Annotated in this window: 21 protein-coding genes; 7 read left to right on the forward strand and 14 right to left on the reverse strand. The window is 71.6% G+C overall.

From position 1 onward, the window contains the following. Positions 1 to 95: 95 nt before the first annotated feature. The 5 genes from thpR to ACGGAQ_RS04305 form a co-directional block, all read right to left on the reverse strand. The gene (gene thpR, locus ACGGAQ_RS04285) at positions 96 to 674 is read right to left on the reverse strand and encodes an RNA 2',3'-cyclic phosphodiesterase (protein ID WP_393044475.1); all 579 of its coding nucleotides are present in this window, start codon (positions 672 to 674) and stop codon (positions 96 to 98) included. Positions 675 to 685: 11 nt separating this feature from the next. After that, positions 686 to 1,195 carry a hypothetical protein gene (locus ACGGAQ_RS04290; RefSeq protein WP_354854804.1) on the reverse strand — a complete coding sequence of 170 codons (510 nt, stop codon included), beginning with the start codon at positions 1,193 to 1,195 and terminating at the stop codon, positions 686 to 688. A gap of 139 nt (positions 1,196 to 1,334) precedes the next feature. Then, a complete protein-coding gene (locus tag ACGGAQ_RS04295) occupies positions 1,335 to 2,618 on the reverse strand; it encodes an MFS transporter (protein WP_393044477.1) in 1,284 nt (427 codons plus the stop codon). A 73-nt stretch (positions 2,619 to 2,691) separates the two neighbouring features. After that, positions 2,692 to 3,141, reverse strand: coding sequence for a MarR family winged helix-turn-helix transcriptional regulator (locus ACGGAQ_RS04300; protein WP_393044479.1), 450 nt, complete (start codon positions 3,139 to 3,141; stop codon positions 2,692 to 2,694). Between the two features lie 116 nt (positions 3,142 to 3,257). Next, a complete protein-coding gene (locus tag ACGGAQ_RS04305) occupies positions 3,258 to 4,736 on the reverse strand; it encodes an NCS2 family permease (protein ID WP_393045657.1) in 1,479 nt (492 codons plus the stop codon). An 88-nt stretch (positions 4,737 to 4,824) separates the two neighbouring features. Between ACGGAQ_RS04305 and ACGGAQ_RS04310 the strand changes: the two genes are divergently transcribed. After that, the gene (locus tag ACGGAQ_RS04310) at positions 4,825 to 5,070 is read left to right on the forward strand and encodes a DUF2530 domain-containing protein (protein ID WP_393044481.1); all 246 of its coding nucleotides are present in this window, start codon (positions 4,825 to 4,827) and stop codon (positions 5,068 to 5,070) included. Positions 5,071 to 5,098: 28 nt separating this feature from the next. Here the strand turns inward: ACGGAQ_RS04310 and ACGGAQ_RS04315 are convergent, their stop codons facing one another. Further along, on the reverse strand, positions 5,099 to 6,028 hold the full coding sequence (locus tag ACGGAQ_RS04315) for a DUF3027 domain-containing protein (protein ID WP_393044483.1): 930 nt from the start codon (positions 6,026 to 6,028) through the stop codon (positions 5,099 to 5,101). On the opposite strand from ACGGAQ_RS04315, the gene ACGGAQ_RS04320 reads away from it, so the two are divergent. Both ACGGAQ_RS04320 and ACGGAQ_RS04325 read left to right on the forward strand, forming a co-directional pair. After that, a complete protein-coding gene (locus ACGGAQ_RS04320) occupies positions 6,027 to 7,640 on the forward strand; it encodes an MFS transporter (protein ID WP_393044485.1) in 1,614 nt (537 codons plus the stop codon). The two genes, ACGGAQ_RS04315 and ACGGAQ_RS04320, sit on opposite strands and share 2 nt — an antisense overlap. After that, positions 7,637 to 8,287 carry a futalosine hydrolase gene (locus ACGGAQ_RS04325; RefSeq protein ID WP_393044487.1) on the forward strand — a complete coding sequence of 217 codons (651 nt, stop codon included), beginning with the start codon at positions 7,637 to 7,639 and terminating at the stop codon, positions 8,285 to 8,287. The genes ACGGAQ_RS04320 and ACGGAQ_RS04325 overlap by 4 nt, the downstream gene beginning before the upstream one ends. Positions 8,288 to 8,300: 13 nt before the next feature. Here the strand turns inward: ACGGAQ_RS04325 and ACGGAQ_RS04330 are convergent, their stop codons facing one another. Continuing rightward, positions 8,301 to 9,128 (reverse strand): GNAT family N-acetyltransferase, encoded by an 828-nt coding sequence (locus ACGGAQ_RS04330; RefSeq protein WP_393044489.1) that lies wholly within the window; start codon positions 9,126 to 9,128, stop codon positions 8,301 to 8,303. 683 nt (positions 9,129 to 9,811) lie between these two features. On the opposite strand from ACGGAQ_RS04330, the gene ACGGAQ_RS04335 reads away from it, so the two are divergent. Continuing rightward, positions 9,812 to 10,642, forward strand: coding sequence for a 1,4-dihydroxy-6-naphthoate synthase (locus ACGGAQ_RS04335; protein ID WP_393044491.1), 831 nt, complete (start codon positions 9,812 to 9,814; stop codon positions 10,640 to 10,642). Here the strand turns inward: ACGGAQ_RS04335 and ACGGAQ_RS04340 are convergent. Both ACGGAQ_RS04340 and ACGGAQ_RS04345 read right to left on the reverse strand, forming a co-directional pair. After that, positions 10,603 to 10,989 (reverse strand): cold-shock protein, encoded by a 387-nt coding sequence (locus ACGGAQ_RS04340; protein ID WP_088986676.1) that lies wholly within the window; start codon positions 10,987 to 10,989, stop codon positions 10,603 to 10,605. The genes ACGGAQ_RS04335 and ACGGAQ_RS04340 overlap by 40 nt on opposite strands. A gap of 27 nt (positions 10,990 to 11,016) precedes the next feature. Beyond that, positions 11,017 to 11,640, reverse strand: coding sequence for an HAD family hydrolase (locus ACGGAQ_RS04345; RefSeq protein ID WP_393044494.1), 624 nt, complete (start codon positions 11,638 to 11,640; stop codon positions 11,017 to 11,019). Positions 11,641 to 11,724: 84 nt separating this feature from the next. On the opposite strand from ACGGAQ_RS04345, the gene ACGGAQ_RS04350 reads away from it, so the two are divergent. Further along, the gene (locus tag ACGGAQ_RS04350; protein ID WP_393044496.1) at positions 11,725 to 14,208 is read left to right on the forward strand and encodes a helicase-associated domain-containing protein; all 2,484 of its coding nucleotides are present in this window, start codon (positions 11,725 to 11,727) and stop codon (positions 14,206 to 14,208) included. A 30-nt stretch (positions 14,209 to 14,238) separates the two neighbouring features. Here the strand turns inward: ACGGAQ_RS04350 and ACGGAQ_RS04355 are convergent, their stop codons facing one another. Continuing rightward, the gene (locus ACGGAQ_RS04355; RefSeq protein ID WP_393044498.1) at positions 14,239 to 14,475 is read right to left on the reverse strand and encodes a hypothetical protein; all 237 of its coding nucleotides are present in this window, start codon (positions 14,473 to 14,475) and stop codon (positions 14,239 to 14,241) included. Between the two features lie 95 nt (positions 14,476 to 14,570). After that, positions 14,571 to 15,461, reverse strand: a complete 891-nt coding sequence (locus ACGGAQ_RS04360) for a L,D-transpeptidase family protein (RefSeq protein WP_393044500.1) — start codon at positions 15,459 to 15,461, stop codon at positions 14,571 to 14,573. A 173-nt stretch (positions 15,462 to 15,634) separates the two neighbouring features. Here ACGGAQ_RS04360 and ACGGAQ_RS04365 point away from each other — a divergent pair, with 173 nt between their 5' ends. Then, positions 15,635 to 17,314, forward strand: coding sequence for a DNA repair helicase XPB (locus ACGGAQ_RS04365; protein ID WP_355065525.1), 1,680 nt, complete (start codon positions 15,635 to 15,637; stop codon positions 17,312 to 17,314). Positions 17,315 to 17,425: 111 nt separating this feature from the next. Here the strand turns inward: ACGGAQ_RS04365 and ACGGAQ_RS04370 are convergent, their stop codons facing one another. Next, on the reverse strand, positions 17,426 to 17,998 hold the full coding sequence (locus ACGGAQ_RS04370) for a TetR/AcrR family transcriptional regulator (protein ID WP_393044502.1): 573 nt from the start codon (positions 17,996 to 17,998) through the stop codon (positions 17,426 to 17,428). 88 nt (positions 17,999 to 18,086) lie between these two features. Here ACGGAQ_RS04370 and ACGGAQ_RS04375 point away from each other — a divergent pair, with 88 nt between their 5' ends. After that, positions 18,087 to 18,458 (forward strand): DUF4267 domain-containing protein, encoded by a 372-nt coding sequence (locus tag ACGGAQ_RS04375; RefSeq protein WP_393044504.1) that lies wholly within the window; start codon positions 18,087 to 18,089, stop codon positions 18,456 to 18,458. Between the two features lie 87 nt (positions 18,459 to 18,545). On the opposite strand, the gene ACGGAQ_RS04380 is transcribed toward ACGGAQ_RS04375, so the two are convergent. Next, positions 18,546 to 19,241 (reverse strand): hypothetical protein, encoded by a 696-nt coding sequence (locus ACGGAQ_RS04380; RefSeq protein WP_393044506.1) that lies wholly within the window; start codon positions 19,239 to 19,241, stop codon positions 18,546 to 18,548. Between the two features lie 191 nt (positions 19,242 to 19,432). Then, the gene (locus ACGGAQ_RS04385; protein ID WP_393044508.1) at positions 19,433 to 24,418 is read right to left on the reverse strand and encodes a carbohydrate-binding protein; all 4,986 of its coding nucleotides are present in this window, start codon (positions 24,416 to 24,418) and stop codon (positions 19,433 to 19,435) included. Between the last annotated feature and the right edge of the window lie 25 nt (positions 24,419 to 24,443).

Here is a 24,443-nt window from a genome sequence, read left to right on the forward strand (position 1 = left end):
GCGCCGCCTACGGGTGCCGGTCCACTCCCGAGATCGCCGATGTCGCGGTATCCCGTGCGGTTGATGCCCCGACATCGGCGATCCGGAATGGATCATCACAGCGCCCAGGCGGCCAGCCGCTCGTAGCGCGGCTCGGGGTCTTGGCGACTGCGGACGAGCACCAGTTCGCCGGCCGACCACTCCGGTCCCTGATAGTCGTCCAGGGCAGCCCGATCGGCGTCGACGGCAGCCGGCTCCACTCGGTCGCCGGGCCGGGCGACGGTCAGGTGCGGCCGGAACGGCCTGTCGTCGTACGGCAACCCGGCGCGGCGAAGCCGATCCCGGATGAGCCCGGCCAGGACGTGCAGCGCCTCGACGTCGCCCCGAGCATCCACCCAGAGCACGGTGCGCCGGCCGTCGCCGAACACCCCGCCGCCGCCGAGACTCAACCGGGGCGAGGCGTTCCGGCCGTCGAGGAACCACTGCGCGGCGAGCCCGAGCGCACTCTCCACCTCGACCAGCCGGGTGGCCTCGACGTCACCGAGGAAGGCCAGGGTGAGGTGCAGGTTCACCGGGTCGGCGAGCCGGACCCGGACGCCCGCGGCGGCCGCCGCCGCGACGCGCAGGCGGGCCACCCGTGCGCCGAGGTGGGTGACCGCCTCGATGGGCGGGTAGACCGCGACGAAGAGCCGCACCGACCCGCCGGTCAGCGGTGCCGTTGCCGGTGCCCGGCCCGGGCCGCCGGCAGGGTCAGACCGGCGGCGTGCAGGACGCCCTCCACCCGTACCCGTTCGATCTCCTGGTCGACACCGGTCAACTCGGTGAGGTGTTCGGTGATCCCGAGGGCGCGGCAGGCCAGCCGGAGCCGGTCGTCGTACGCCTGGACCACCGCGCCGTGCCAGACCATCGACCGGCCGGTGCCGCCGAGCCGCTGACCGCCGAGGCGACGCAGGTCGGCGGCGAGCTGTTCCAACGGGCGACGGTCGGTGCGGTCGAACTCGCTGAGGTCGATGTCGCGGGTCAGCGCGTCGGCTTCGATGGCCCGGTCGAGGCGCGCGATGGTGCGTCGCTCCCGCCGGCGCTCGCGCCACTCGGACCAGGCGCAGACCACCCGGTCGATGATCTCGTCGGCGCAGAAGAGCAGGGCGAACGCCGCCGGGAGGCTGGCCACGGCGAGGAACGCCAGGGCAAGCATCAGCGCGCGTTCGACTCCCACATATCGACGCTAAGCCCCGTCGTGCCACCTCGCCAGCGATTTGGCCGCATCCGCGCTATCCGCCGATCGGGACTTCGCCGTGTTCTCCGAATGTGCGCGAAGGGCCCCGTTCCGGTCGGAAGGGGGCCCTTCGCGCAGTTCAGCAGTCGGTGGAGGTGACGTAGAAGCGGGGCATGGGCAGCACCCGGAAGCGCAGTCGCGCACCGGAGCGGCGCAGTTGCCAGGTGAGCGCGATCAGCGCGGTGGCCAGCGAGATGAGCCCGCCCATCCAGATGCTCGCCCCGGCGCCGAAGCGCTCGGCGACCCAGCCGATCAGCGGTGCGCCGACCGGGTTGGTGCCCAGGAACACCAGCACCCACAGGGCCATCACCCGCCCCCGGAAGGCGGCGTCCACCCCGAGCTGGACGCGCTGGTTGGCGGCCTGGGCGAAGAAGACCATGAAGAAGCCGGTGGGCACGAGCAGTGCCACGACCAGCCAGTACGTCGACGCGAAGCCGACCAGGGTGCCGAAGCTGGCGCAGCCGATCGCGGCACCGAGCACCAGCCAGACCGACGGGCGGCTGCGCCGGCCGGTGCCGCTGAGCGCCCCGCCCAGCGCGCCGACGGCCAGCGCGGTGCTGAACAGGCCGAAGGAGGCGGCACCGGTGTGGAAGACCGTCTTGGCCAGCGCGGCCAGGGTGAGCTGGAAGTTGAACAGCGACATGCCGATCACCGACATCACCGCCATCGGCAGCAGCAGGTCCGGCCGGCGCCACACGTACCGCAGCCCGTCGACGACCTTCGCGGACGCCCGCTCGTCGCGCGGTGGGAGCGCGTCGCGGTGCAATTCGCTCGTGCGCATCCGGACCACGTTGACCAGCGGCGCGATGGAGCTGACGGCGGTGAAGAGGAAGACCGGGCCCACGTCGAAGGCGGCGATGGCCAGGCCGGCGACCGCCGGGCCGACGATCCGGGCGGAGTTGAACACGGCGGCGTTCAGCGACAGGGCGTTGGGCAGCAGCGGCGTGCCGACCAGTTCGGAGACGAACGCCTGGCGGACCGGGGTCTCCACGGCGTTGGCGGTGCCGAGCAGGGCGGCGAACGCGAAGACGTGCCAGAGCTGCACCAGGTCGGTCAGCACCAGCAGGGACATACCGAGCGCCAGCACCGTCCAGAAGGCGTTGGCGGCGAAGAGCAGCACCCGCTTGTCGTAGCGGTCGGCGAGCCGGCCGGAGAGCAGCGTGAGCAGCAGCACCGGGGTGAACTGCAGCGCGGTGACCACGCCGAGCGCGGTGGCCGAGTTGTGGGAGAGCTCGAGGACGAGCCAGTCCTGGGCGATGAACATCATCCAGACGCCGATCAGTTTGATCAGCTGCCCGGATGCGAAGAGCCGGTAGTTGCGGACCTGTAGGGACTGGAACATCGTGCTCAGCTTGGCCTGCACTCTCGGTGCGCCTCCTTAAGGACGTACGCGTCATCGACAGGTGACGGCACGGCCGGAAGTGGCGCGCGCGGGCTCAGGCGCGAGCGAGCTGCTGGAGAATCTCGGCGGCCCTGTGCAGGGTCTCCCGTTCGTCCTCGTCGAGCGCGGCCAGCCGGTGGGCCAGCCATTCGTCGCGGGCCCGCTCGAACTGGTCGAGCACGGCCTGCCCTCCTTCGGTCGCCGCGAGGATGACCTGCCGACCGTCGGTCGGATGGGGGGTCCGCTGCACGAGGCCACGGTCCTCCAACTTCGCGACGATCTTGGTCATCGTCGGTGGCTGCACCCGTTCGACGTCGGCCAGTTCCCGGGGCGTCATCGCGCCCGCCAGCCGCAGGCTGGTGAGCGCAGAGACCTGGGTGACCGTGAGGTCGCCGACCGGCCGGGCCCGTCGGACCCGCCGGTTGAGTCGGGTGATCGCATCTCGCAACTGGGGAGCCAGCTGCGCCGGTGGCACGCGTTCCGCCGTCACCGTCCGCTCCGTCACGTTAGTTAGCTTAACTAATGAGCCTGGCTAACGACATCCGTTATGACCAGGCTCACGAGGATGTTTGTGCTGTTCCGGGCGGGGAATCACCCTCGACTCCCCGCCCGGACGACGCGTTAGAGGACCAACGACTCGATGGGCCCGCGCAGGAAGTACAGCACGAAGAGCGCGGCCACCCCGTACAGCAGCGGGTGGATCTCCCGGGCCTTACCCTTCGCCAGCTTGACCACCACGAAGGTGATCAGACCGGCGCCGATCCCGTTGGAGATCGAGTAGGTGAACGGCATCAGCACGATGGTGAGGAACGCCGGAATCGCGATCTCGTAGTCGGACCAGTCGATCGTCCGTACCGCGGTCATCATCAGGAAACCGACCACCACCAGGGCCGTCGACGCCGCCTCGAACGGCACGATCACCACCAGCGGCGCCAGGAACATCGCCAGCAGGAAGAGGACGCCGGTGACCAGGCTGGCCACGCCGGTCCGGGCGCCCTCCCCGACACCGGCGGCACTCTCGATGTACGACGTGTTGCTGGAGGTGCTGGCCGCACCACCGGCAGCCGCCGCGATCGAGTCGACAAGCAGGATCTCCTTGGCCTTCGGCGGGGTGCCACGCTCGTCGAGCAGACCACCCTCCTGACCGACCGCCACCATCGTGCCCATGGTGTCGAAGAAGTCCGTGATCAACAGGGTGAAGACGAACATCAGCACGACCACCCAGCCGGCCCGGCCCCACGAGTCGAGCACGTTGAACTTGCCGAGCAGCGACAGGTCCGGCACGTCCACCACCGTCTTGGGCAGCTCCGGCACGTTCAGTGCCCAGCCCTTCGGGTTGGGCTTCCCGTCGACGAACGACGGGCCGATGTTGGCGACCGCCTCGACGATGACCGCCAGCACGGTGGAGGTCAGGATCCCGATCAGGATCGCGCCCTTGATCCGGCGCACCACGAGCACCAACGTGAGCAGCAGGCCCACCACGAAGACCAGCAGCGGCCAGCTCACCAGCTTGCCGCCGATGCCCAGGCCGACCGGCACTGTGGTGTTCGCGACGTCCGGGATCCGCCGGACGAAGCCGGCGTCCACCAGACCGATGATGGTCAGGAAGAGGCCGATGCCGACGCCGATCGCCGTCTTCATCTGCGTGGGCACCGCGCGGAACACCGCGGTACGCAGGCCGGTGAGCACCAGCACGGCGATGATCACACCCTCGATCACCACCAGGCCCATCGCGTCGGCCCAGGTCATCTCGGGGGCGATCTCGTACGCCACCAGGGCGTTGACGCCCAGACCGGCGGCGAGCGCCAGCGGGAACCGGCCGACCACACCCATCAGGATGGTCATCAGGCCGGCGACCAGCGCGGTCGCCGCGGCCAGCGCCGGAATCGGGAGGGACTTGCCGTCACCGTCGACGGCACCGCCCAGGATCAACGGATTGAGCACCACGATGTACGCCATCGTGAAGAAGGTCGCCAGGCCACCGCGTACCTCACGGCTCAACGTCGAGCCGCGGGCGGAGATCTCGAAGAACCGGTCGAAGCCGTTACGCGGGTGAGCGGGGTCGGGAGGTGTGCCGTTCTCGGGCGGCAATACTGCCATCAGGTCCTCGCAGGTGATCTTCCAGTTGTCGCGCGCATCGTCCCAGATCACCGACGGGCAGGGGAAGCGGATCGCGTACGCTTGCCCGATGCCGAACGACCAGCCACCGCGTCCCGCGCCGCTGGACCCACCGATGGTGCCGTTCGCCGTCGCCGGGCTGATCGTATGGGCGGTCGTCGGGCTGGTGCTGCTGGTCTTCTTCCGGGGCTGGCTGACCGAGCACGACCACGAGAACTGGCTCTGGACCTGCCTGGCCGGTTTCCTGTGGGGGTTCCCCGGCCTCGCCGTGATGATGCGTCACGACGCCAACCGACGCCGCCGCCGCGCGAGCTGACGGCACCCGGCCGCGCCGGAGCGAACGCTCAGGGGTGCCCGTACGGCTCCGCCGGCTCGGCTGCCTCCACCGAACCCGGGGCACGGCTGACCGACATGGCCTCCACCGCGCTGTCGTCGTACACCGTCGGAAGATCCTCCACCGCGGTCTCGGCGGCCTCGATCAGCGTCTCGGAGTGGGCGCCGCAACCATGGTCGGCGCTGACCACCCGGCCGTCGTCCGGGGCGTAGAAGTTGCCGCACGCGCCGAAGGCCTGCCGCATCGCACCGGCCAGCGGCAGGTAGAAGCCGCAGGTGCCGCAGCGGGCGGCGGCCGGGGCGGCGACGGAGATGGCCGCCGTGGGGCCGTGGTCGCCGTCGTACCAGCGCTGCGCCGCGTCGGCGCGACCCTCCCGGGAGAGCACCCGGGCCCGACCGAGACCCAACTCCCAGGCCGTCTCCTCGACCGCCGGGTCGTCGGAGAGCAGATAACCGGGGGCCAGCCGCTCGTCCTCCGGAGAGGTCGGCAGCAGATCACCCGGGCCGAGGTCACCCGGCTTGAGCCGCTCCTGCCAGGGCAGCCAGCCGGGCGCGAGCAGCGCGTCCGGGCCGGGCAGCAGCACCGTCTCGCAGATGGTCACCGTGCGGCTGCGCGGAACGCGGGTGACGGTGACCGCCCACCGCCAGCCGCGGTAGCCGGCGAGGCGGCATTCGAAGTAGTGGGTGACCAGCCGTTCACCCTCGGCCACGACCTGCAGGTGGTCGCCGACATCGTCGGCGTCCACCTCGGTGATGCCAGCGCGGGCCACCTCGACGGCGGCGGCGCAGACCTGGTCGAGACGGGCGGCACGGGTGGAGGCGGGCCTGGTCACCCGACCATTGTTCCCCATGCTCTGCGCAGAGGTGACAGGGACTCCCGGGGAACCTTTCACCGCAGTGGTGCGGCGTACCTGGATCAGATGGGCGAGGATGGTGCACATGCCGCCGTACTCCCGCTCCGGGCGATCCGTCCTCGGGCGGACCGTCGGCACCGGCATTCGGGCGGTCCGCCTGCTCCTGCGTGGTTCGGTGGGCAGCGGCCGCTGGGTGACCCGCCGGGCCGGTCGGGCCCGGACGCGGGGCGCCGGCGGTGAGGTCGGCATGGTTCGCCTGTTCGATCTGCACGCCGTCTCCTGCGCGGGCGACACACTTATCGCCATCGGCCTGGCCGGGACGATCTTCTTCAACGTGCCGCTCGGCGAGGCCCGCAGCAAGGTCGCGCTCTACCTGCTGGTGACCATGGTGCCGTTCGCGATGCTCGCCCCCGTGGTGGGCCCGTTGCTGGACCACTTCCGGCACGGCCGGCGGTACGCCCTGGCCGCGACCATGCTCGGCCGGGCGTTCCTGGCCTGGCTGATCTCCGACTACATCCACGGCTTCGGGCTCTATCCGGCCGCGTTCGGTGTGCTCGCGCTGTCGCGTGCCTACGGCGTGGCACGGTCCGCGGCGGTGCCCCGGCTGCTGCCGGAAGGGCTGGGCCTCTCCCAGGTGGGCGCACGGGCCAGCGTCTACGGCACGGTGGCGGGGGCGCTCGTGGCGCCGATCGGGTTGGCGGCCTTCTGGTTCGGGCCGCAGTGGCCGCTGCGCGTCGCGTCGGTGATCTTCCTGATCGGCATGGTGATCTCCCTGCGGCTGCCACCGAAGGCCGATTCGGAGCCACCGGAGCGGGTCCCCCGCGCGCTGCGCGCGCTGGGTCGCCGCGGAGACCGGCCGCTGGGCCGGGGCAGACCCGCCGGGCGGTTGGTGATCGCCACCCTGATCGGCGCCGCGACGCTGCGTGCGGTGTACGGCTTCCTGCTGCTGTTCCTCGCCTTCGCCATCAAGAAGGGTGACCTGACCACCAGCGTGTTCGGCCGGGACCTGGGCGCGGAGTGGGCGCTGGGCCTGATCGGCGGCGCGTTGGCCGTCGGCAGCTTCCTGGCGACCGCCGTCGGCACCCGGTTGCGCATTCACCGGCCGACCGCCATCCAGTCCAGCAGCATGATCATCGTGGCGGGGGTGGCGGTGCTCGCCGTCATCCAGTTCTCGCTGTCGATGGTGGCCCTGCTCTGTCTGGTCACCGCGCTGGTCAGCGGGGTGGCCAAACTCGCCGTGGACGCCTCGATCCAGGAGCGCATCCCGGAGCGGCTGCGGGCCAGTTCCTTCGCGCACTCCGAGACGGTGCTGATGCTCGCCTTCGTCGTCGGCGGCGGGCTCGGACTGGTCCCGTTCGACGGCCGCACCGGCATCGCGGTCGCCGCCGGCGTGGGCATCCTGGCCGCCGTCCGGGGGGTGGTGGTGGCCGCCCGGCTGCGCGCCGAGAAGCTCGCCGGCCGGCCGCTGGGTGACGACGAACTGGCTGAGGACGAGTCGGCAGAGGACGAGCCGGTGGCCGAGCCCGCGGACGTCGCCCCCACCTCGCCGGCTCCCACCCGGGCCAACTCGCCGCAGCACGACGAGCCCGGGCTGGCGCCGCCGGGCTATCACATCTACCGCCCCTCCTCGGCGGTCGGCGGCCCGGGCGGCGGAGCGGACGACGAGACCCGCCGGGAGTCCCCCGGCTCGCTCTCGTGACCGGCCTGCTGGTGGTGACGGCGGTGCCGGCCGAGGCGGACGCCGTACGGGCCGGACTGACCGACGCCCGCGTCACCGTCGCCCCGATCGGGGTGGGCCCGGCGGTCGCGGGTGCCGCCACCGCACGGCTGCTGGCCCTGGCCGAGGCGGCCGGTCGCCCGTACCGCGCGGTGGTCAGCGCCGGCGTGGCCGGCGGCTTCACCGGGCGGGCCGCGGTCGGCGACACGGTGCTCGGCACCGCCAGCATCGCCGCCGACCTGGGCGCCGAGTCACCCGACGGCTTCATCGGTGTCGACGAGCTGGGCATGCCACCCGCGTTGCTCGGCGGAGGCAGCGTGGTGCCCGCGGACCCGGGTCTGCTCGCGGCACTCCGGGAGGCCCTGCCGTCGGCGACGACCGGCCCGGTGCTCACCGTCAGCACGGTCACCGGCACCGCCGCCAGCACCGATGAGCTGCGCCGCCGGCATCCGGAGGCGGTCGCCGAGGCCATGGAGGGGTACGGGGTCGCGGTCGCCGCCGCGCAGGCCGGGGTGCCCTTCGTCGAGCTGCGCACCATCTCCAACCCCATCGGCCCCCGTGACCGCGACGCGTGGCGGCTGCGCGAGGCCCTCACCGCGCTGACCGCGGCAGCTCCGGCGCTGCGCTGACCACGGGCACTCGTCACACCTCGAGCATCAGCGCCGACGGCCTGCTCGCCTGCAGCTCGAACCCACAGGCGAGAAGGAACTCGACGTTGCCGAACTCGGCGACCGCGTGGGCGGCGCGAATGCCGGCCCGTGTCATCTCCTCTGCCAACAGCTCGACCAGCCGCCGCCCGACGCCAAGTGCCCGCAGGCCCGGGGCAACGACCACACCTTCCAGCACCAACTCACGCCGGTCGTCCAGATCCTCGCCGAGGAGCAGATCGACGCTCCGCTCATGAGCCCGCAGCTCACCGACCGGCCCGCCGCCGGGCACCTCGGCGAGGAACCGCCAGGACGTGGCCGGCAGCCCGTCGGATACCCGCCGGAAGATCATCTGCGCTCGCGCCTCCGACCGCCACCGCCGCCTGTCCCGCCGCGCCCGATCCAGGTCGTAGGTCAACTCCGGAACCTTCACCGGCCACAACCTCTCCGGGAGCGTGTACGAGTGCACCCACCAGGCGCCCGGCCAGTCTTTGAGGGTTCGGACCCGGCGGACGTCGAGGTGGGCGGGGTACCGGCGGTCAGCCTCGTCCCGTGGCTCGTCGACCGGCATGCCCAGCAACCCGCCTCCCGGGGTGGAGAACTCGTCGCCGGGCAAGCGGAGCGCGAGCTCGCCCCCTGCGGCCGCGACCAGCCGCGCCACCGTGCGAAAGGCTGGCCCGCCGCCCTGGCCGGCCTCGATCCGCGCCAGCGTGCTCTTCGGGACCCCGGACCGCTCGGCCAACTCCCGCTGGCTCAGATCGGCACGTCGACGAAGATCACGCAGCGCCGCGCCCACATCGATCGCGTCCCCTCCGGCTGCCACCCACTCATGGTTTTCTGCCCGGCGAACGCCGTCAACAGGCCTCCTTCCGCCTGTGGATAACCATGTGGACAACGTCACCGCCGCTGTGGGTATCCCCTCCGTCGGGCCCTGTCGAGCTGCCCCATGAATGGGGCGGCGGTGAGGAACCACCGGCGAAGGAACGTCGGTGGTGACGCGGAGCTGCGGCCGGCGCATCGTCACCGCTCCACCACGCCGCCACGGCCTGCTCATCGGGCGGCGGCTCACGCCCGTGGTGCGCAGCCCGCCACCGTCTCGCCACCACGACCGGCGTCCGCCCACCAAGATCGCCCCTGGTGCCCGCTCACGGCCGTATCACCGCCGCCACAGCTCGCCGCGGGCGCTGACCTCGCCCCATATCTGGGGCAGCTCTACAGGGCGTGACGTGACCTCACCCACCCCCGCCCGAGCCCGACCGGACACCCCGCCCGAGCTAAACGGGAGCATCCCCGCCGAGCCTGACCGGACACCCCGCCGGAGCCCGCCGGGAGGCCGGGAGGCCGGGGCCGGAACGTCGGGGGCCGGAACGCCAGGGGGCCGGACGCCGAGGGCCGGAATGCCGGGGGCCTCGAGGCCGGCGCCGGGCGGGCCGGTTAGTCCGTCGTGGATCACAGTGGGCGGGGTGTGCGCGGGCTGCTGGCCGGGGGCGGGGCTAACGTGAGGGCGTGGCGCTCTCCCTGGCGATCTCGCCCTGCCCCAATGACACGTTCGTCTTCGACGCCCTGGTGCACGGGCGGGTGCCCGGTGCGCCGCCGGTCGAGGTGACGTACGCCGACGTGGACGTCACCAACACGGCGGCCGAGCGGGGTGCGTTCGACCTGGTGAAGGTGAGCTACGCGGCGCTGCCCTGGCTGCTCGACGACTACCACCTGCTGCCCTGCGGGGGCGCGCTCGGTCGCGGGTGCGGGCCACTGGTTCTCACCAGGGGCGACCGCTCCGACCTGACCGGCGCCACGGTGGCGGTGCCCGGTGATCGGACGACCGCGTACCTGCTGTTCCGGCTCTGGTCGGCCGGGCAGTCACCGGCACGGATCGAGTTGGTGCCGTTCCACGAGATCATGCCGGGCGTCGCGGCTGGTCGCTACGACGCTGGGTTGGTCATCCACGAGGCCCGGTTCACCTACCACCGGCACGGCCTGACCGCGCTCGTCGACCTCGGCGAGTGGTGGGAGGCCGACACCGGGCTGCCCATCCCCCTCGGCGCGATCCTGGCCCGGCGTGGCGCGGTGGACCCGGTGGCAGCGGCCGAGTGGATTCGCGAGTCCGTCCGGCAGGCCTGGGCGGATCCTGCGGCCAGCCGGGAGTACGTGCTCGCGCACGCCCAGGAGATGGAACTCGACGTGGTGGACCGGCACATCGGCCTCTACGTCAACGAGTTCACCGCCGACCTGGGCGAGGCCGGCTTCGCCGCGGTGACGGCGCTCCTCGACCGCGCCGCCACCGCCGGCCTGGTGCCTCAGACCTCCAGCTCGCGCGCCACCGCGTGGACCAGCTGAGCGATCTTCTGCGCGGTCTTCTTGTCCGGGTACCGGCCCCGGCGCAGATCCGGCTGGACCTTCGCCTCCAGCACCTTGATCATGTCTTCGACGAGGCCGTGCAGCTCCTCGGCCGGCCGACGTCGCAGCTCCGCCATCGACGGCGGCGCGTCCAGCAGCTTGACGCCCATGGCCTGCGCGCCCCGGCGGCTGTCCACCACGCTGAAGTCGACCCGCTGACCACCCTTGAGGTCGGTGACGCCCGCCGGCAGAGCACCCTTGGGCAGAAACACGTCGCCGCCCTCGTCACTGGTGACGAAGCCGTATCCCTTGGCCGTGTCGTACCACTTCACTCGACCCGTAGGCACCTGAAAACCCCTGCTTCACTTGAGCCGCTACTGCTCCCAGGCTAGCTGGATCATGCCGTCGAGCGCCGCTGGGAATCCGGTGAGATCGTCCAGCACCACGCTCGCCCCCGCCGCGCGCAGCTCATCCGGGGAGCACGGCCCGGTCGCGACCCCGATTCCCGGCACCCCTGCCACGCCCGCCGCCACCATGTCCGCCACGTGGTCACCGACGTAGTGGGTCGCGCCGTGCTCCCGCAGCGCGGTCGCCTTCTGTTCAGCGAACAGGTCACCGGCCAGCTCGTCCACCACGAGGCCGAGGTGATCCAGGTGCAACCGGGCCAGTCGGCCGATCTTGGACGTGACGACGAGCACCCTTCCGCCCCGGGCACGGATCGCGTCGATCGCCTCCCGCGCGCCGGGCAGCGGCACCGTCGGTGTGATGGCGTACGCCGGATACAGCTCCCGGTACACCTGCACGGCCGACTCGACCTGCTCCGGCGGGAACCAGTGCGCGATCTCGGTGCGCAGCGGCGGACCGAGCCGGGACACGGCCAGGTCGGCGTCCACCGGCACGCCCGTCCTGGCGGTCAGCGCCCGGTAGGCCGCGGCGATGCCGGGGCGGGAGTCAACCAGGGTCATGTCGAGATCGAATCCGACGGTCAGCGCGGGCATGTCGAGAAACGTACCCGGCGACTCCCGACCGCCCGGACGTCCGAGGGGCGCGACTGCCCCACCCCGGGCTAGCGTGGAAAGACGATGACCACCTCACTCGCCGACCACCTGCGGTCGCTGCCCGACGAGTCGCTGGCCGCGCTCCTTGCGCTCCGGCCGGACCTCGTCGTGCCCGTGCCCGCCGACGTCTCCGCCCTGGCCATCCGCGCCCAGTCCCGGGTCTCGGTGGCCCGCGCCCTGGACGGGCTGGACCAGTTCACCCTTCAGATCCTCGACGCCGCCCGGCTCACCCGGCATCCGGACGAGGGCACCACGGCCACCGACGCCGTGCTCGCCATGGCGACCACCGGGCCGCACCCTCCGGCACCGACGGCCGTCCGGGCCGCCCTCGGCCGGCTGAGGGCGCTCTTCCTTCTGTACGGCCCCGAGCACGCCCTGCACGTGGTGCCCGCCGTCGACGAGGTCTCCCCGTACCCCGCTGGGCTCGGCCGACCCGCCGCGGAGCTGGACCCGCGCACGGCCGCGCTCTGCGCGGACCCGGCGAAACTGCGCCGGACGCTGCTCGCCGCGCCCCCGTCGGCCCGGGCGATCCTGGACCGGTTGGCGGCCGGACCGCCCGTGGGCAGCGTGCCCCCGGGCGCGTTGCAGGCACCGCCGATCGGCACGCAGGACGCCGTCCTCGCCGACCCGACCAACGGTGGTGCGCCGACTGGCTCGCCGGTGCGCTGGCTGGTCGACAACCGGCTGCTGGTCGCCGTCTCGGCCGGCTCGTCGACGGCCAGCGGCACTGTCGAGCTGCCCCGCGAGGTGGGGCTGCTGCTGCGCCGCGACAGTGGCCCGCTCGGGCCGTTGCGCACCAGCCCGCCGCCGGTGGCCACCGCGCCCCGCGAGCCCAAGGCGGTCGACTCGGCCGGCGCCGGGCAGACCATGGAGGTGGTCCGGCACACCGAAGGGCTGTTGGAGCAGCTCGCCGCCGAACCCGCGCCGGTGCTGCGCTCCGGCGGCATCGGCGTCCGGGACCTGCGCCGGCTGGCGCGTACCGCCGGCCTGGACGAGCCGACCACCGCGCTGCTGCTGGAGGTGGCGTACGCGGCGGGGCTCGCCGGTGAGATGGAGCTGCCCGGTTCGACCACCGGCAGGTACGGCGCGGATCAGCAGGTGCTGCCGACCGGCGGGTACGAGGTGTGGCGGGCCGCCTCACTGGCCCAGCGGTGGGAGCACCTGGCCCGCGCCTGGTTGACGATGACCCGGCAGGTCGGCCTGGTCGGTCGGCGGGACGACCGGGACCGGCCGATCACCGCGCTGTCCGCCGAGGCCGAGCGGGCCGGCGCACCGGCCACCCGGCGGGCGGTGCTCGGGGTGCTCGCCGACCTGGAGCCGGCGACCGCGCCCACCCCGGAGGAGGTGCAGGCCCTGCTGGACTGGCGGGCGCCGCGGCGCAGCCGGGGTCGGGAGGCCGCCCACCGGGAGGTGCTGGCCGAGGCGGCGCAGCTCGGCGTGACCGGCCTGGGGGCGCTCACCTCGTACGGGCGGTTGTTGCTGAGCGAGCTGACGTCGGCGGACGAGCCGGGCGGCGACCCGCTGGGGTTGCACGCGGACGCGGAGAGCGGCGATCCGTCCAGTGCCGCCCGGGCGTTGGACGCGCTGCTGCCCGCCCCGGTCGACCACTTCCTCGTGCAGGCCGACCTGACCGTGGTGGTCCCCGGGCCGCCCGAGCCGGCGCTGGCCGCCGAGTTGGAGGCGACGACCGAACTCGAGTCGGCCGGCGGGGCGAGTGTGCACCGGGTCACCACGGCGAGCGTACGGAGAGCGCTGGACGCCGGTTACACGGCCGACGACCTGCACGAGCTGTTCCGGCGACGGTCTCGTACCCCGGTGCCGCAAGGGTTGAGCTACCTGGTGGACGACGTGGCCCGTAAGCACGGTGGGCTGCGGGTCGGGTCGGCCGGGGCGTACCTGCGCAGTGACGACGAGGCGCTGCTCACCGAGGTGCTGGCCGACCGGCGGCTGGAGTCGTTGACGCTGCGCCGGCTGGCGCCGACGGTGTTGAGCACCCCGTACCAGGTCAGCCGGCTGCTGGGCGCGCTGCGGGACGCCGGCTACGCGCCGGTGCAGGAGGACGGCACGGGCGGCACGATGCTGTCCCGGCCTCGGATCCGGCGTGCTCCGGCGCGGGTCGCGGTGACCACCAGGACGCTCGATCCGCTGGCCGCCCCGAAGCTGCCGATGCCCCGGCTGCTCGGGGTGGTGGAGCACATCCGACGGGGCGACGCGGCGGCGCGGGCGGCCCGCCGGGCGCCGGCCGTCGTCCGGGGTGGGGCGGCAGGGTTGGGCGGAGGCCCGGTGCCCGCGCACACGCACAGCGAGGCCCTTGCCGTGCTCCAGCAGGCGGTCCGCGACAAGGCGCTGGTCTGGGTCGGCTATGTCGACGCGCACGGGGCGACCGCGTCCCGGCTGGTCAAGCCGGTCTCGATCGGTGCCGGCTACCTGCGGGCCGAGGACGAGCGGACCGAGATGCTGCACACCTTCGCACTGCACCGGATCACGGCGGCGGTGCTGGCGGACTGAGAAAGGCAACGCCGCCGCTGGTGTGCCCGGTCAGCGGCGGCCGCGCCGAAAGGTGCCGACCACCGAGACGACCAGCAACAGGGCGAAGCCGGCGCCGGCGGACTCACCTACCGAGTCGACGAAGCCCTGCCGCAGCACCAGCCAGCCGAAGAGGAACCACCCGACGAGGAGCGCCGCGGCGAGGGCGTACGCGACCACTGTCGCGCGGGACACCTCGTCGGGTGGCGCCTGTTCATGCTCTGCGATCACGTCACGGTCGACCGTCATGCCCAGCCTCCCCGCCCGCTGCGGCCCTGGACTCCCAAGAGTGTCACTCCCGGGACAGGTGTGACAGGGGATAAACCCCGAGTCGGGCGGGATGGTCAGGTGCCGGGGCGACGGCCGATCAGCACCACCCGGGTGCCGACCTTGCCCAACTCCCACATCCGGACGGCGTCGGCGTGCAGCAGGTTGACGCAGCCGTGCGAGCCGATCGACTTGTCGTGCAGGTAGGTCGTGGTCTCGTGGAAGCCCATGCCCTGGGTGAAGTGCTGCCAGTACGGCAGCCACACCTCGTACGGGTTGGACCACTCCTTCGGATTGCGGTAGTTGACCGTGTAGGTGCCGGACGGGGTCCGGTAGCCGGACATGCCGGTGCGGGTCACCGTCGGCGCCATGATCACCTTGCCGCCCCGGGCCGCCCACACGGTCTGCCGGGTCAGGTCCACGCAGAAGGTGGTGCCGGTGCCGGCCTTGCAGCGGGTCGTGTCGGTGGTGGCGAGTCGCTGGGCCACGTCCAGGGTGGTTGGTCCGGCGCGTCCCTCGACGGGGCGAATGCCGTACCTCTTCTGGAACTTCTTGATGGCGGCGCAGTCGGCGGCGGACTGCCGCCCGTCGACCGTGACCGGCCCGAACCCGCCGAGGCGGGCGAGGTAGGTCTCCACGGCTCGCTGGTGCTGGCCCTGCGGGCAGCCGGCGACGGTCGGCGTACCGGTGCTCGGGGTCGGGGTTGACGCCGTGCGGGTCGGCTTCGGCGTGGGTTTCCCGGAGGGTTTCGGGCTGGGTTTCGACGTCGGCGCGGCCGGCGTGGGCCGGCCGCGCTGGCCCGGCCCGGACGTGCCGCTCGCCCCCGTTGCCTGTTCCGCCGTACCGACCGGGGCGGCTCCCCCGCCACCACTCCCGCCGGACTGCGGATCGAACGTGCACGCGCCGGCCCCGACCAGCACGACCACCGCCAGGGCAACCAGCCGGAAAGTGCTCCGGACACGCTTCATGGCACCTCCCCTGGACGGTCGTCCCTTTGCTAGACGTTCGTGAGTGCCGTCCTGGTTGCACCCGGTGCTCATCTTTCTTTCCACGTTCTCCGCCGTGCAACACTGGATGGTCGGCCAGCGGCGGGTCTACGACCCGCTCCGGCTGGACGGCCAACCGAGGAGAGGACGCTGGCGTGAGTGGTGGACCCCTGATCGTGCAGTCGGACAAGACCCTGCTGCTGGAGATCGACCACCCCGACGCGCAGGCCTGCCGGATGGCGATCGCTCCCTTCGCCGAGCTGGAGCGCTCCCCGGAGCACGTGCACACGTACCGGCTGACCCCGCTCGGGCTGTGGAACGCCCGCGCGGCGGGGCACGATGCCGAGGGCGTGGTCGACACGCTGATCAAGTACTCGCGGTACCCGGTGCCGCATGCGCTGCTGGTGGACGTGGCCGAGACGATGGACCGCTACGGCCGGCTCCAGCTCGCCAACGACCCGGCGCACGGGCTGGTGCTGCGCGCGCTGGACCGGCTGGTGCTGATCGAGGTGGCCAAGAGCAAGAAGCTCGCCGGGATGCTCGGCGACAAGATCGACGACGACACGATCCGGGTCCACCCGTCCGAGCGGGGCCGGCTCAAGCAGGCGCTGCTCAAGCTGGGTTGGCCGGCGGAGGACCTGGCCGGTTACGTCGACGGTGAGGCGCACCCGATCGAGCTGGCCGAGGCCGGCAAGGACGGGCGCAAGCCGTGGACGCTGCGGTCGTACCAGCGGGAGGCCGTCGAGGCGTTCTGGGCGGGCGGGTCGGGCGTGGTGGTGCTGCCCTGCGGCGCCGGCAAGACCCTCGTCGGGGCGGCGGCGATGGCCGAGGCAAAGGCGACCACGCTGATCCTGGTCACCAACACCGTCGCCGGCCGGCAGTGGAAGCGGGAGCTGATCGCCCGTACGTCGCTGACCGAGGAGGAGATCGGCGAGTACTCCGGCGAGCGCAAGGAGATCCGCCCGGTCACCATCGCCACGTACCAGGTGCTCACCTCGCGACGCGGCGGCGCGTTCACCCACCTGGACCTGTTCGGCGCCCGCGACTGGGGCCTGGTCGTCTACGACGAGGTGCACCTCCTGCCCGCGCCGATCTTCCGGTTCACCGCGGACCTCCAGGCCCGCCGCCGGCTGGGCCTCACTGCCACTCTGGTACGCGAGGACGGCCGCGAGGGTGACGTGTTCAGCCTGATCGGGCCGAAGCGGTACGACGCGCCGTGGAAGGACATCGAGTCGCAGGGCTGGATCGCCCCGGCCGAGTGCGTCGAGGTCCGCGTGACCCTGACCGACGCGGAGCGCATGTCGTACGCGACGGCGGAGGCCGAGGAGCGCTACCGGATGGCGGCGACCGCCCGCACCAAGCTGCCGGTGGTCAAGGCGCTTGTCGACCGGCACCCGGACGACCAGGTGCTGGTGATCGGCGCGTACATCGACCAGTTGCACCAGATTGGCGAGTACCTCGACGCGCCGATCGTGCAGGGCTCGACCACGAACAAGGAGCGGGAGCGGCTGTTCGACGCGTTCCGCACCGGGGAGATCCGCACTCTGGTGATCTCGAAGGTCGGCAACTTCTCGATCGACCTGCCCGAGGCGGCGGTGGCGATCCAGGTGTCCGGCACGTTCGGGTCACGGCAGGAGGAGGCGCAGCGCCTCGGTCGGGTGCTCCGGCCCAAGGCCGACGGCCGGCAGGCGCACTTCTACACAGTGGTCTCCCGGGACACCATCGACACGGAGTACGCGGCACACCGGCAGCGCTTCCTCGCCGAACAGGGGTACGCGTACACGATCGTCGACGCCGACGACGTCCTCGGCCCGTCCCTGCCGTCCTTCGACTGACCGCGCTTGGCGCCTTGATCGACTCGCGTTCCTGGAAACCGGGGTGTCCCGAGCGCCCCGACACCCCGCCTTCCTGAAACCCGAGTTGATCAAGGCCCGGTCCAGCCCCGCTCAGCGGGAGAAGCGGTTCACCAGCACCGCGAGTCGCCGGTCATGGCCCTCACGGCGGAGCCGGCCGCTGCGCATCAGCGTGACCAGACCGTGCAGGCCGCTCCAGAACGTCTCGGTGAACGTCTCCAGGTCACCGTCCTCGGCGAACGGGCGCACCGTCTCGGCCAGCTCGGCGAAGCCCCGGGCCAGGTCGGTCGGGACGTCCTGGCTGGCGAACGGCAGGTCGACGGCGAGGGTGAACATCGCGTCGTAGAGGGCGGGCCGCTGTTCGGCGAAGGTGGTGTACGCCGCGGCGACGTCGGCGACCGCCTGCCGGGGGTTGGCGGCCGAGGCCCGCGCCGACGCCAGGGCGGTGGCCAGCTCGGCGAAGCCCTCGACGGCGACTGCCGCCATGATGGCGTCCTTGCCCTTGAAGTGGCTGTAGAGGACGGGCTGGCTGTATTCGATCTCGGCGGCGAGCCGCCGGGTGGTGACGGCGTCCCAGCCCTCGGTCAGGGCCAGGTCGCGGGCGGCGGCGACGATGGCCCGTTCCCGTTCCGCCCGCTCGCGCTCCCGGCGCGTCTGAGTCGACATGACAACAATCCTAGCAGCGCTAGCGTCGCTGTCGTTGCTCTGCTAGCGTCGCTCTTACATCTAGCGGCGCTAGCAATTGGAGCGAACCATGTTGTCACCCCTCGCCTACGGGCTCGCCGTCGTCCTCAGCCTCTTCGTCGCCTTCATCGGTGCGCGGTTCCTGCTGGTGCCGCAGGCCGCCGCCGCCGGGTACGGCGTGCCGGCCCGGCCGGACGGCGATCCGGCCTACCTGACGATCAAGGGCCTACGCGATCTCAGCTACGGCCTGCTCGGCCTCGCCCTGATCGCCTTCACCACGGCCGACGCGGTCGCGTGGTTCATGCTGATCGTCGCGCTCGTTCCCCTGGGCGACACCGTCATCGTGCTGCGCAACGGCGGAACGAAGGCCGTAGCCTTCGGCATCCACTTCGCGACGGCCGCAGTGGTCCTCCTGAACGCCGCCCTGCTCTTCGCCCTCTGACGCCCCACCCCACGTGGTGATCAAGAGGTTTGCGTCATCGACGGGCCGATCGGTGACGCAAACCTCTTGATCAACGCGGTCGGGGGGTCAGGACGTGGGGGGTGGGCAGCGGTCGGGGAGTTGGACCTCGCCGGGGTGGAGCTCGAAGGTGTCCATGGTGAACCACTCGTCGAGTTCCGGGTCAAAGAGGTTCTGCAGGCCGAACTGCAACACCTGCCACCACCGGGTCGAGTCGCGCTGGTCGACGTAGATGTCGCCGAGCGCGAGCGGGAACCGGAAGAACTCTCCTGGCACGGTGGAGCCGCCGACGACGCCGACCCGCCAGTGGTCGACGTGCCGGTCCTTCTCCCCCTGGAGGATCTCCGGCCCGACGAAGCGGGCGGTCTTGAGCTTGTCGTTGAAGATCTGCCGGTTGAAGAACCCCGGCACCTTGCTGCACGCACGGGGAGGGAACAGCGGGATGTTCGGCCACTTGTAGGTGAGCGTGTAGAGGGTGTTCTGGTAGATCAGGTTCGTGAACCAGATCGGGTACTCCGGGCCGCCGGCGACCATCTGGCTGTTGCCGTCGCGGCCCTGCCAGGTGAACGGGACGTCGATGCCGAGGTCCCGCACGATGTACCGGCCGGTGCCCCGGAAGTCCGCCGGCAGCAGCGGAGGGCGCGGCTCGCGCGGCTCGGGGGCCGTAGGACCATCGGCCTGGGCGGCGCGAGGCAGCGGCGCCGCCGCCGGACCCGGCGCGACCACGCCGAGGGCGAACAGGGCGCCGGCAACTGCCGACACCACCATCCGACGTGTACGCCTCGACGCCACCGCTGCCCTCCGTCGGGTGTGAGAGTGCCATCCGCTTTCGGCGCAGCGTATGAGCAGGAAAAACGTGAGAGCCGGCGGAAGACTGCCGCTCCACCGGACGGGTGACGAGACGCGCACCGGCCCGGGACCAGCAACGGTCCCGGGCCGGCGTCACGCCAATCTGACTACTTGATCAGCTTCCAGGGACCATTCTTGTCACCGGGCTCCTGGCCGCGCGTCCACCATTTCGCCTCGTACACGTGCCCCTTGAATGTCACCCGGTCGCCGGCGTTGTAGACCCTCGTGAGCGTCCACGCCGCCGGGCTGTTGTCCGGTGGGGTCGGGGCGATCTCCTCCCAGGACCCGTTGCGGTCACCGGGCTTCTGGTTGCGGGTGTACCACTGGGCCCGCCACTTCTTGCCGTCGTACATCGCGACGTCGCCCGCGTTGAAGATCCGCGACGCGGTCCAGATCGCCGTACCGTCCTCGGTCATGGCGATTTCCTGCCACGCGCCGTTGGCGTCGGCGCCCGGCTTCTGGTTCTTCGTGTACCAGGAGGCCCGGAAGACCCGGCCCTGGTAGGTGACCCGGTCGCCGTCGTTGTAGACGGTCGACGAACTCCACTGGGCCGGCAGGTTCACCGTCAGGACGGCGGTGGCCTGCACCGGAGTGAGGTGGTCGTCGCCCGCGTACGACGCGGTGAGCGTGTGCTGGCCACCCGCGAGGCCCACCGGAAGAGTGAACGTCGCGGCGCCGTTGGTCAGCGTGGCCGAGCCGCGAACTGTCGTACCCTCGCGCAGCTCCACCGCGCCGGTGACCGGCGTGCTGCCGGCCGCGACCTGCACCGTCACCGTCGCCGCGGTGCCCCAGCTGGTCGGGGCGGCGGTGACTGTCATCGTCGGAACCTGCTTGGCGGTCGCGAACACGGCCGGCTGGGCCACCGCCTCGCCGCCGTCGGCGCTGCGCGCCGAGACGATCCAGCCGTACGAGGTGCCCGGCAGGAGCTTGTCCCAGGTCGCCGTGGCGACACCGTTCGAGGTCACCTCGTCGGTGCCGATCGTGCCGGAGGGCACGTATGCGGCGAGCGAGTCGGTGCTGAACGACGTCTTGCGGGTGCTGAGATCCACCGGCAGGGTCAGGTTGTCCTCCGAGCCGTTGTAACGCGGCTTGGGCTGGCTGCCGTCCTGGCGGATGTCGTACTCGGTCGCCCCGAAGTTCTTCAGGAACGGCGAGTACGTGTCGATGTGCATCTCGGCCCGGTCCACGTCGAACTGGAGCAGGCGCAGGAAGCTCGCGCCGAACTGCAACCGGTCGGTGGCCTTGTGGTCCGGCTTGCCGTCGCCGTTGACGTCGATGGTGCCGTCGGCCGCGACCTGGTTCGGCCACAGCTCGGCGGCGGTGACCGTGTAGAACTGGTAGTCCGCGAGCAGCTCGACGACGTCGTGGCTGACGGTGACGCCGATCTTCGACTTCAGGTTGGTGCCCACGCCGTGCTCGTGCCCGGCGAGGACCAGGAACACGTTCGGGTTGGTCTCGACGACCTGCTTGAAGAGCGGCGAGCCATCCGGTGCGGAGAAGTCCGCACCCCGTCCGTCCGGGTTGACCGAGGGCTTCAGGTAGTCGTGGGAGAGCAGGATCCCGTTGCGGTCCTTGTACCGCTTGAAGATCGAGTCAGCCCACTTGGCCTCGGCCGGCGTGACGCCGTACGACAGGCCGACCGCCACGAAGTCCAGGCCACCTGCCGAGAAGAGCAGGTAGTTGTTCTGGTTGTCCTTGCCCGGCGTGACGGAGCCGTCGGCGTTCGTCTTCTCGTCCCAGGCGTGGTACTCGGTGCCCTTCGGCCAGCCCTTCGCCGTCCCGTAGTAGCGGTCCGCGCTGAAGGTCCGGCTGAACCGGGACGTGGGGCCCGTCTCGGCGCCCAACTGGTCGTCGTGGTTGCCCGCGATGACCTGGTTGACGACACCGTTGTCGTCGAGGATCTTCTGGAAGCCCAAGGCCGTGGCCAGCTCCTTCTCGACCTGCTCATGCAGACCGGGTCGCTTCAGCGAGCCGTCCGGGTTCGTGGCCAGCGGGTCGTAGTAGTCGTTCTCGATGACGTCGCCGGTGTGCGCGGCGTACGCGATCTTGCGGCTGGCCGCGTTGTCGGCGATCCACTGCATCTGGTCGCGGTACGCCGCCGACCAGATCGCCTGCTCCTCGGCCGTCTCGACGTCGGAGGGCTCGGCGTTGCCGTCGAAGTCGTCGTACGTGCCGCCGGCCGCACCCTCGGTGATGTACTGGGTGTCGGTGAAGTGCGCCAACGAGAAGTCGTACGAGTTCGGGTCCTCGAAGCGGTCCTTGTCGTTCTGCGCCGACGCGTCGTGCGGTGACAGGTCGTCGGCGAACGGGTCCTCGCCGGTGACCAGCACGTGGACGACGCCGCCGTCGCGGTAGCCGGCCTCCACCGGAGCGGTCAGGACCGTCTCGTGCCCGGCCTGGCCCCGCGCCGAGGTCAGGACGATCCACTTGCCGGTGGCCGGGTTCCAGGCCCGCAGCGCCACGATCCGCGCCGGGTCGATGGTGCCCGACCAGCGCAGCGTGGGCTCCTGCTTGGTGGCACCCAGCGGCAGGTCGTACCGCTGGAAGACCACCCCACGGCCGGACGGGGTGTCGATCGTCGCGCCGTCGAGCGGACGCAGCGAGGCGACGTCCACGCTCCGGTCGTGCTGCACGTCGAGCACTGTCGGCACGTCGGCCGCCTCGCCCTGGTAGCCGCCGGTCGGCAGCACCACGTCCGCCTTGGTGAACGTGGCGGTCAGCCCGACGCCCTCGGCACCGGGGATCCGGGCGGACAGCTCCGCCGAGAGCGGGTCGGTGTTCTTGACCGTCGAGTTCAGCTCGGTCGGGACGTCCGGGATGCTCGCGCTGCTGAAGCGCACCTCACGGGTGGCGGTGTTGCCGAGCGCGTCGGTCGCCGTCAGCGCTATGACGTGCTCACCGGCCGGCAGGCCGTGGCCGATCTGGTCGCCCTGCTTGACGGCGACGCCGTCGAGGGTGATGGCCGGCGCGCCGACCACGCCGGAGGCGTCCTTGGTCTTGACGTTGAGCGCGACTGTCGACGTCAGCCGCTGCCCGGCCGCCGGGACGCTGCTCTCGATCTCCGGCGCGGTGTTGTCGGTGGTGAAGCGCCGCGTCGAGGTCTTGTCCCCGACGACAGCCTTGATGGTGTGGGGGCCGTCCGCGATCGTCGTCGTGTCCACGTCCGCGCGCTTGCCCAGCGCCGGCAGCGCCGTGCCGTCCTGCGCGGTGACGTCGAACAGGACCACCTTGGTCAGCACCGAGTTGTAGCTGCTGCCGCAGGTGCCGTCACCGAGGTACGTGGTCACCTGGGAGCCGGCGGGGTAGCTCGCCGAACCGATCGTGACCGTGGTCTGGGCGATCGAGCGGGTCAGCTGGGTCGCCTTCGCCTCGGTCGGCAGCAGCTGGAAGTCCCGCAGCGTGAAGTCGTCGAAGTTGTCGCAGCCACCGGGCTTGGCGCTGCCGTGGTCGTTGCCCGCGACGAACTCCACGGCGTTGACGCCCGGCACCAGCCACTCGTTCGGGAAGGCGAGGTCGGCGACCTCCTTCTCCCACATGCCGATCTCCAGCCCGATGCCGTTGATCAGGACCTTGTTGTCGTACCCGTTGTCGCTGCCGTTGCCCCCGACGAACACCTTCAGGTGCGCGTCGCCTCCGCTGCCCAGGGTGTCGACGGTACGGGTCGTCGGGGCGCCGCCGATGGTGAAGTGGAACTCGGCGTCCCTGTTGGCCGCGCAGGTGCCGTCGCCCAGCGCCAGCGTGGCGGCTGTCGTCTCCGCCTTCGTCACTGTCGTGCCGCTGGTGGTGACGAGGTACGTGGTGCCGGCCGTCACCGTGCCCACCGTGCTCAGGCTGAGGCTCGTGGCCGCCCGGGTGAGGGTGAAGTCGTCGTGGTTGGCGCAGGTAGCGCCGTTCACGGTGCCGTTGTAGTCACCGGTGCGGACCTCGACGACGTTGTCACCGAGGTGCAGGAACCGGGTCGGGAACGCCACCCTGACGGCCTCCGCCCCGGTGGCGCCGTAGTCGCCACCGAGATCGACCCGGTGGCCGTTGACAAGCGCGTAGTTCTGATAGCGGGCCTCGATCGAGTTGCCGGCCGCGACCGCGAGGCCGAGCGTGGCGGTGCCGGCGGCCAGCGCCTCCGCGTTCTCGGCGGGCTTGTCGTCGATGGCCAGCGACTCGACGTGCTCCTTGCCACCGCTCGGCAGCGCGGCGATCACCGGCCGAGTGCCGCGTACGCGGGCACCGTCACCAGGGGTGACCACCGCCGCGCCGGCCGGCGAGTTGTTGACGTCGACGGTCACGGTCGTCTTCGCGCCCGACAGGGTCGTCGCGCTGACGGTGTGCGTACCGTTGCTGAGCCTGGTGGTGTCCAGGTCGGCGCGCAGGCCGGACGTGCTGCCCGGCTCGCCGGAGATGACGAAGGTCAGGGCCTGCTTGAGCAGCTTCGCCGAGCTGCCGCAGGTGCCGTCGCCGAAGCTGTAGCTGAACAGGTTCTGCTCGCCGTCGGCGACCACGCCGAGCAGGCTGAGGCTGATGCTGCTCAAGGCGTAGTCGTCGTAGTTGGGGCAGCGGCCACCCTCACCGTTCGGCAACTCCTCGTAGCCGACGGCGGTCTTGGTGGTCGTGTCGACCCAGTTCGCTCCAGCCTGGACGGTGACGGTGTTCGCGCCGGGTTGCAGCCAGTCGCCGGGGAAGTCGAGGGTGCCGACCTGGCCACCCGGGATGTCCGGGAGGTACACCCGGTCCGCCTCGGCGGTGTGGCCGTTGACGGTGATGTAGTTGCGGTAGCGGGCCTCGGTGCCGTTGCCGCCCATTTCGAAGGCGAAGTGGGCGGTGCCGGCGGTCTTGTCGGCGCTGACCTTGTCGCCGTCGACGGCGAGGGTGGTGACCGAGTCGTTCTCGGTGACCGGCTCGACGACGACGGGGACCTTGCCCTCGACGTTCTGCCCGTCGGTCAGGTTGATCAGCGGTGCGTTACCGCTGGTCGGGACGGTCTGCGCTCCTGCGAGGGTGGGGCTGAGGGTCGTCGCCGGTCCGGCGATGAGGATGAGCGCCACCGCGGACAGGAGTCCGCGTGTTCGCTTCCTACGCGCACGTGGTGCGTGCGTCATGGCGAGGTTTCTCCTTAGTTGGGTG

Origin of the sequence: Micromonospora sp. NPDC047557 (assembly GCF_043205095.1) — a bacterium.
In the GTDB taxonomy this organism is placed as follows: domain Bacteria; phylum Actinomycetota; class Actinomycetes; order Mycobacteriales; family Micromonosporaceae; genus Micromonospora.

Bases quoted from the DNA above. Each gene is read 5' to 3' on its own strand.
- ACGGAQ_RS04310 (WP_393044481.1), top strand. From the start codon at position 4,825: ATGCCGAACGACCAGCCACCGCGTCCCGCGCCGCTGGACCCACCGATG.
- ACGGAQ_RS04350 (WP_393044496.1), top strand. From the start codon at position 11,725: ATGACCACCTCACTCGCCGACCACCTGCGGTCGCTGCCCGACGAGTCG.
- ACGGAQ_RS04385 (WP_393044508.1), bottom strand. From the start codon at position 24,418: ATGACGCACGCACCACGTGCGCGTAGGAAGCGAACACGCGGACTCCTG.
- ACGGAQ_RS04345 (WP_393044494.1), bottom strand. From the start codon at position 11,640: ATGCCCGCGCTGACCGTCGGATTCGATCTCGACATGACCCTGGTTGAC.
- ACGGAQ_RS04355 (WP_393044498.1), bottom strand. From the start codon at position 14,475: ATGACGGTCGACCGTGACGTGATCGCAGAGCATGAACAGGCGCCACCC.
- ACGGAQ_RS04305 (WP_393045657.1), bottom strand. From the start codon at position 4,736: ATGGCAGTATTGCCGCCCGAGAACGGCACACCTCCCGACCCCGCTCAC.
- ACGGAQ_RS04370 (WP_393044502.1), bottom strand. From the start codon at position 17,998: ATGTCGACTCAGACGCGCCGGGAGCGCGAGCGGGCGGAACGGGAACGG.
- ACGGAQ_RS04320 (WP_393044485.1), top strand. From the start codon at position 6,027: ATGCCGCCGTACTCCCGCTCCGGGCGATCCGTCCTCGGGCGGACCGTC.
- ACGGAQ_RS04375 (WP_393044504.1), top strand. From the start codon at position 18,087: ATGTTGTCACCCCTCGCCTACGGGCTCGCCGTCGTCCTCAGCCTCTTC.
- ACGGAQ_RS04315 (WP_393044483.1), bottom strand. From the start codon at position 6,028: ATGTGCACCATCCTCGCCCATCTGATCCAGGTACGCCGCACCACTGCG.
- ACGGAQ_RS04360 (WP_393044500.1), bottom strand. From the start codon at position 15,461: ATGAAGCGTGTCCGGAGCACTTTCCGGCTGGTTGCCCTGGCGGTGGTC.